This is a genomic window from Pseudoalteromonas sp. Z1A6 (assembly GCF_011378745.1).
Taxonomy (GTDB): Bacteria; Pseudomonadota; Gammaproteobacteria; order Enterobacterales; family Alteromonadaceae; genus Pseudoalteromonas; species Pseudoalteromonas arctica.
This window is the reverse complement of sequence record NZ_WTKW01000240.1, coordinates 1-6,593: the sequence shown is the minus strand read 5'-3', so window position 1 is coordinate 6,593 and position 6,593 is coordinate 1. Positions and strand designations below refer to the sequence as shown.

At 40.0% G+C, this 6,593-nt stretch carries 7 protein-coding genes; all 7 read left to right on the top strand.

Translation table 11 applies throughout. The features are described 5' to 3' along the window. Positions 1-184: 184 nt before the first annotated feature. The 7 genes from GQR46_RS14270 (at position 185) to recR (ending at position 6,271) form a co-directional block, all read left to right on the top strand. A complete protein-coding gene (locus GQR46_RS14270) occupies positions 185-1,042 on the top strand; it encodes a DUF692 domain-containing protein (RefSeq protein ID WP_165728225.1) in 858 nt (285 codons plus the stop codon). 34 nt (positions 1,043-1,076) lie between these two features. Next, a complete protein-coding gene (locus GQR46_RS14265; RefSeq protein WP_165728226.1) occupies positions 1,077-1,829 on the top strand; it encodes a putative DNA-binding domain-containing protein in 753 nt (250 codons plus the stop codon). Between the two features lie 72 nt (positions 1,830-1,901). Further along, on the top strand, positions 1,902-2,024 hold the full coding sequence (locus GQR46_RS20790) for a hypothetical protein (RefSeq protein WP_002962301.1): 123 nt from the start codon (positions 1,902-1,904) through the stop codon (positions 2,022-2,024). Positions 2,025-2,193: 169 nt separating this feature from the next. Continuing rightward, the gene (gene apt / locus GQR46_RS14260; RefSeq protein WP_007584093.1) at positions 2,194-2,739 is read left to right on the top strand and encodes an adenine phosphoribosyltransferase; all 546 of its coding nucleotides are present in this window, start codon (positions 2,194-2,196) and stop codon (positions 2,737-2,739) included. Between the two features lie 3 nt (positions 2,740-2,742). Then, positions 2,743-5,268: a DNA polymerase III subunit gamma/tau gene (gene dnaX, locus GQR46_RS14255; RefSeq protein WP_165741290.1), complete on the top strand. Its 2,526-nt coding sequence runs from the start codon at positions 2,743-2,745 to the stop codon at positions 5,266-5,268. Between the two features lie 60 nt (positions 5,269-5,328). Then, a complete protein-coding gene (locus tag GQR46_RS14250) occupies positions 5,329-5,655 on the top strand; it encodes a YbaB/EbfC family nucleoid-associated protein (protein WP_002962306.1) in 327 nt (108 codons plus the stop codon). Positions 5,656-5,662: 7 nt separating this feature from the next. Then, positions 5,663-6,271: a recombination mediator RecR gene (gene recR, locus GQR46_RS14245; protein ID WP_165728228.1), complete on the top strand. Its 609-nt coding sequence runs from the start codon at positions 5,663-5,665 to the stop codon at positions 6,269-6,271. The last annotated feature ends 322 nt before the right edge of the window (positions 6,272-6,593 follow it).

Here is a 6,593-nt window from a genome sequence, read left to right as displayed (position 1 = left end):
GCAAAAGATGCAAAAGCTAAAACAGAAGGCAAATGTGGTGAAGGTAAATGCGGCGGCGATTCTAAAAAAACTAAAAAAGAAGGTAAGTGCGGCGAAGGTAAATGTGGCGGTCGTTAATATCTTATTCTAAATAAGTTATGCTAAAAGGGCCTTAAGGCCCTTTTTTGATAAGTTAGAGGTAGTTATGACACAAATCCAGAGTACAGATTTCGGGATGGTGGGCCTTGGCCTACGACGAGAAATGCTTGATGAACTGCTTGAACACGTACCTAATCAAGTAGATTTTTTGGAAGTTGCACCAGAGAACTGGTTAAAACTAGGTGGGCGCTTTAAAAAGCAATTTAGAACATTAACAGATGCAAACAATTTTGTGTGTCATGGATTATCACTGTCTATCGGTTCACCCGAACCACTGGATGTTGAATTTGTTAAGTCTTTAAAAGTTTTTTTTGAAGAGCACAATATAAAAATCTTTAGTGAGCACTTAAGTTACTGCTCTGGTACAGGCCATATGTATGACTTAATGCCTATTCCGTTTACACAAGATGCTATAGCACATGTTGTCCCTCGCATTAAACAAGTACAAGACATACTTGAGCAGCAAATTGCGATAGAAAATGTTTCCTATTATGGCGCTCCTGGACAGCAATTATCAGAGCTGGAATTTACAAATACCATTTTAGAGCAAGCAGACTGCAAGCTTTTACTGGATGTGAATAACATTTATGTGAATTCGATTAATCATGGCTATAACGCACAAGCGTTTTTAACTGGGTTACCCTCTAATCGTATTGCCTATGGGCACGTTGCAGGCCATTATAATGAGGCTGATGACTTAATAGTGGACACACATGGTGCTGATGTCATTGATCCTGTGTGGGAGCTACTGGATAAAGCATATAAAGTGCATGGCGTATTTCCAACCTTGCTTGAGCGCGATTTTAATATCCCTACAATGAATATTTTAACCAAAGAGTTAGATATAATTCATGAGCTACAAGCTAAACACATTACTTCAATGGTTTCAAAACAACGAGCTTAATAAGCCTTTATAAATATTAAAAGAGTGCCTGGTTATGAGCTTTATTGAAATACAAAACGAATTTATGGCGCATATTCGCGAGCCTAAAAAAAATAAAAAGCCCAGCGGTATCGAAGACCGACGTATGGCCATTTATCGCGACCTATTTTTTAATAACATTGAAGGTTTTATATCATCAGGTTTTCCGGTATTAAAAACCTTATATACAGACAAGCAATGGCTGGTCCTTGTACGCCAATTTTTTAGCGAATATGATTGTCATTCGCCGTACTTTTTAGATATAGCAGGGGAGTTTATTAATTACTTATCAAGTGATTATAAAATGAAAAGATACGATCCCGTGTTTATGCTAGAACTTGCACATTATGAATGGGTAGAGCTAGATGTATCGATTGCACACGAAGATGAGCAAGAGCAAAAATTACAAACAACAGCGCTTACTAGTTCTGCTTTGTATTTATCGAAAACGGCAAGAAATTTAAGTTATCAATTTCCGGTTCAAAATATTAGCAATCACTTTAAACCAAAAGAGCCATCACCTCAGCCTAATTATTTTGTTGTATATAGAGATGAAGATGATGACGTTCAATTTCTGGCTACGAATGCGATGACTGCTTTGTTACTATCAATTATTGAGGCAAGTGATGGAGCGACATTTGACGACGTTTGCCAACAGGTATTCGCTCATGCACCACAGTTTAATGCAGATCAAATTGCTCAAGGCGCATTGGTTACCCTCAATGCAATGGTTGAACGCGGTGTAATTGTGACAAAAAATCAAGATTAAGGTCTTTATTGATGATTTTACATCGTCTATTATGGCAGCCTTATTTGTCGTGCTTAATAAAAGGTTGTACCAATGTCAGATGATAAAGACTTTAAAGATCCGTTCAACGCTACTTATTTTCTTGCTTTCTTAGCTGTATTTGCAGGGATTGGTTGTTTAAATGCAATATTAGGCTGGATCACTAGCTTAACTTAAAATGCATAGCGTTTATTAAGGCTGTTGCTTACTTCAGCCTTGAACCACTTTATTTTAATTACCCCCCATAGTTAATACTTCTTTTATAGTAACGCCAAACTCGCAATTAAAGGTTAGTTAAGGTTATAATCACCTGCTTTGTAATATAAACAATTGAGCAGTTAAAATTATGACTCAAGTAACACCAGCAATTATCAAAAACAGCATAACTACAATTGCTGATTATCCAAAGCCGGGCATCATGTTTCGCGATGTAACCACTTTAATGGCAAATCCAGAAGCCTTTAAAGCAACTATTGACGCGTTTATCGCAGAATATAAAGATCAGGGTTTTACTAAAATAATTGGCACAGAATCACGTGGCTTTATTTTTGGTGCGCCGCTGTCTTACGCATTAGGCATTCCGTTTATTCCAGTTCGTAAACCAGGTAAGTTACCACGCGAAGTTATTCGTCAAGATTACTTACTTGAGTACGGTGAAGACACGCTAGAGCTGCATGTTGATGCAATTGTACCTGGCGATAAAGTATTATTAGTTGATGACTTATTAGCAACTGGCGGCACAATTGAAGCCACAGCTAAATTAGTTCATAAACTAGGTGGCGAAGCCACAGATGCTGCATTTGTTGTATCACTACCAGAACTTGGTGGCGAGCAGCGCATCAAAAAAATGGGTATTAAAATTCTAAAATTGGTTGAATTCGAAGGCGAGTAATCGATGAGTTATCAGGTTCTAGCGAGAAAATGGCGTCCTCAAACCTTTCATGAATTGGTTGGGCAGTCTCATGTTAAGCAAGCGCTTGTAAATGCGCTTACACAAAATAGACTGCATCACGCTTATTTATTCACTGGAACCCGCGGTGTAGGTAAAACCACTATTGCGCGTATTTTTGCTAAAAGCTTAAATTGCGACGAAGGTATATCTGCAAATCCGTGTGGCCAATGTAGCAGCTGTTTAGATATAGAAGCAGGGCGCTACATTGACTTACTCGAAATAGATGCGGCTTCTCGTACAAAAGTAGAAGACACCCGCGAAATACTCGATAACGTTCAATATGCACCAACACGTGGACGTTATAAAGTATACCTAATCGATGAAGTTCACATGCTTTCTAAGCACAGCTTTAATGCGCTTTTGAAAACGCTTGAAGAGCCACCAGAGCATGTGAAATTTTTATTGGCGACGACCGATCCTCAAAAACTACCAGTTACTATTTTATCTCGCTGTTTACAATTCAACCTAAATGCCTTGTCGCAAAGTGAAATTAAAACACAGCTTGAACACGTACTTACTCAAGAGCAGCTTAGCTTTGACACTGATGCACTTAGCATTATTTCAAAAGCCGCTGATGGCAGTATGCGTGATGCGCTTAGCTTAACTGACCAAGCTATTGCACAAACAAATGGTGATATTAATAATCAAGCAGTACAAACAATGCTTGGTTTAATGGATACTCATTATAGCCAAAGCTTGCTTGCAGCATTACTTGCACAAGATGGCGCTGCGCTAATGGATGAGATTGCACAGGTGGCAAGTCGTAATCCTAATTATGTTGCATTGCTTGATGATTTAATTGCACTTACGCATTTGACCCAACTAACCCAGTTAGTGCCAGAAGCGGCAGGGCTAGATGAAAAAAATGTAGATTATATTGCTCATGTTGCACAACATACGAGCCCACAACAAATTCAAATTTATTATCAGTTACTGTTAAATGGTAAAAAAGATTTACAATGGGCACCAGAGCCTCGTTTAGGTTTTGAAATGATAATGCTAAGATTATTAGCATTTAAGCCTACAGACGCTCAACAAACTGTACACACAGTAAACGAAGAGCCGGCCCCAAATAAACAAGGCCGCGCAAATGCACTGCGAGATATATTAAATAAAAATAAAACATCGCAAAACACTGTAGCTAGCCAAAGTAGTGTCCCTGTAAATAATACTAAGCCAGTTAGCAATACAGAGCAGCCTAAATCCCTTGAGATAGAGCCTTTACCAAATGTTGCCGCTCAGACATTGAATAATGATGTCGTACAAAGTAATAATGAGCCAACCCAAGTTGCAGTAGAGCAACCGGTTCAACAAAGTGAAAACGCTATTGAGCAACAGGCTTCAGCTAATGAGCAATCACAAACCAATGTTGTTTCGGATGCTCAAGCCCAGCGCCAAAGTGAAGATGAAGCTTACATGCAACATAGTGATGCTGAGCAAACGTTAGCTTCGCAGTTTGATGATATAATGAGTAGCGCTGTAGATCAGGGTTTTAAACCTGCACCTACTGCAAACTCAGAGTCTTCACCAGAGCCCTTAACAAATCACAATGCAAGTACGCCAATAGCTGAACAAGAAGCGCAGGCGCAATCTGCCATTGCTCGTATTTTACGCGACAGAAACATATCGGGTGCGGGTAGGTTATCAGGCAAGAGTACAAGTACATCTGCAAATAATGTAGCAGTGCAGCCAAGCCAAGCGCCTGCTAAAAAGCCAGAACAGCATCCAAGAATGCCTAAAGCCCAAAGTGTTCATCAAGGTAGTGCAGATACAAGTGCAAGTGAGCTTAATAGCCCTTCAGGTAATGCGTCTGGCGATATCCCTCCTTGGGCAACTGATAGCGAAGGTGAGAGTGAAAAAAAGCATGAGTTCCCAGTAACAGGGGGCCAAACTCAGGCACATAATCACTCCAACATAAAGCCAACTAGTAAGATTGATTTTAAAGCAAAGCACCAAAAAATTACTGAAAATCTTGCGCCAGAATTACTTGAGCAAATAAACCCTCAAAAAGCGCCTGAAATAGTGCCAGAGGAAGTAAGTATTCCTGCCCCTGATGATTTTCAAAGCCCAATTAGTGAAATTAGATTTGCACATCAACAAGATGAATGGGCTTATTTAATTAAACGTATGGGACTGGGTGGTCGTATGCGCCAATTTGCATTGCATTCAATATTTACCAAGCAAGGCAACAGTTTACATATAGACGTTGATGAATCACAAAAGCATTTAGATACACCGATGCTTCGCCAAAGATTAGATGCCGCATTGTCGAGTATTTATGAGCATAAGGTGTCGTTAAGTATTAATTTTGCTAAGGGAGTTATTGACTCTCCTTATCTTATTCAGCAAAAAATTGATGCAGGTCGTCATCAACAAGCAATCGATGTGATCACATCTGATGAAAACATAGTACAATTTCAGCAAGTATTTAGCGCCGAAATTGACGAAAACAGTATTCAGGCATTGTAATTACTTACAATCGCCCTTATGTTCATGTTAATTAATGTATTAAAAGAAAGAGAGAAAGTTATGTTTAAAGGTGGAATGGGCAACATGATGAAGCAAGCGCAGCAAATGCAAGATCGCATGCAAAAAGCCCAAGACGAAATCGCAACATTAGAAGTTGTTGGCGAAGCCGGTGCCGGTTTAGTTAAAGTAACCATGCTTGGTAACCACAATGTACGTCGTGTTCAGCTTGATGAAAGCCTTATGGAAGACGACAAAGACATGATTGAAGACTTACTTGCAGCAGCATGTAACGATGCTGTACGCCGTGTTGCAGAAGAAACACAAGAGCGCATGGGTAAAGTAACTGGCGGTATGCAATTACCACCAGGTATGAAAATGCCGTTTTAAGTAAATAATGCAACTTTCAGATAGTTTAAATCAGCTTATAGAAGCACTGCGCTGTCAACCGGGCATTGGTCCAAAGTCAGCGCAACGTATTGCTTTTCACTTGCTTGAGCGCGACCGAAAGGGAGGCACTCAGCTTGGTAATGCATTGACTAAAGCAATGACAGCCATAGGGCATTGTCGGTCTTGTCGTACTTTTTGCGAACAAGCTCAGTGCGATATTTGTTTAAGTACAAAACGCCAAGACAGCGGCATATTATGTGTTGTTGAATCGCCTACTGACGTGCTTGCAATTGAGCAAACGGGTCAGTACTTAGGGCTATACTTTGTTTTAATGGGTCATTTATCGCCAATTGACGGTATCGGCCCTAAAGAAATTGGCTTAGATGTTTTAGAGCAAAAACTTGCTCAAGGCGGTATTAATGAGGTTATTTTAGCGACTAACCCTACCGTTGAAGGCGACACTACTGCTCATTATATTGCTCAGCTTTGTCATAAATATAAAGTAGGTGCTTCGCGTATTGCTCACGGTATTCCTGTGGGGGGCGAGCTTGATTTAGTAGATGGTAGAACGCTTATGCATGCTTTTAGCGGCAGGCGTTTAGTTACACAAGACTAGGGCGTGTTGAACTTTGCGGGTTGAAATTTGTTCAATCTAGGGGCGGTTTAATCGCGGCGCGAGGTTTGTAACCTAGTGGGCTAAGTAAAAATCGAGCAACAAAGAGTTAATCGTCCCTAGAAAGAACCCAAAGGGCAGCGCATGTTTGGTATTTATGCTGCGTTATCGCCTATTTATGGGGAATAACCACACTACACAAGCTCTGCCTTGCCTAAAAACCAAACATACTGCTGTAAATTCAACCACGGAAGGTCAGCAGGCCCTAGCTCTAAGCCACTATTTGAAAAGATATTATAAAAGCCTACATGATTAAATTATGTAG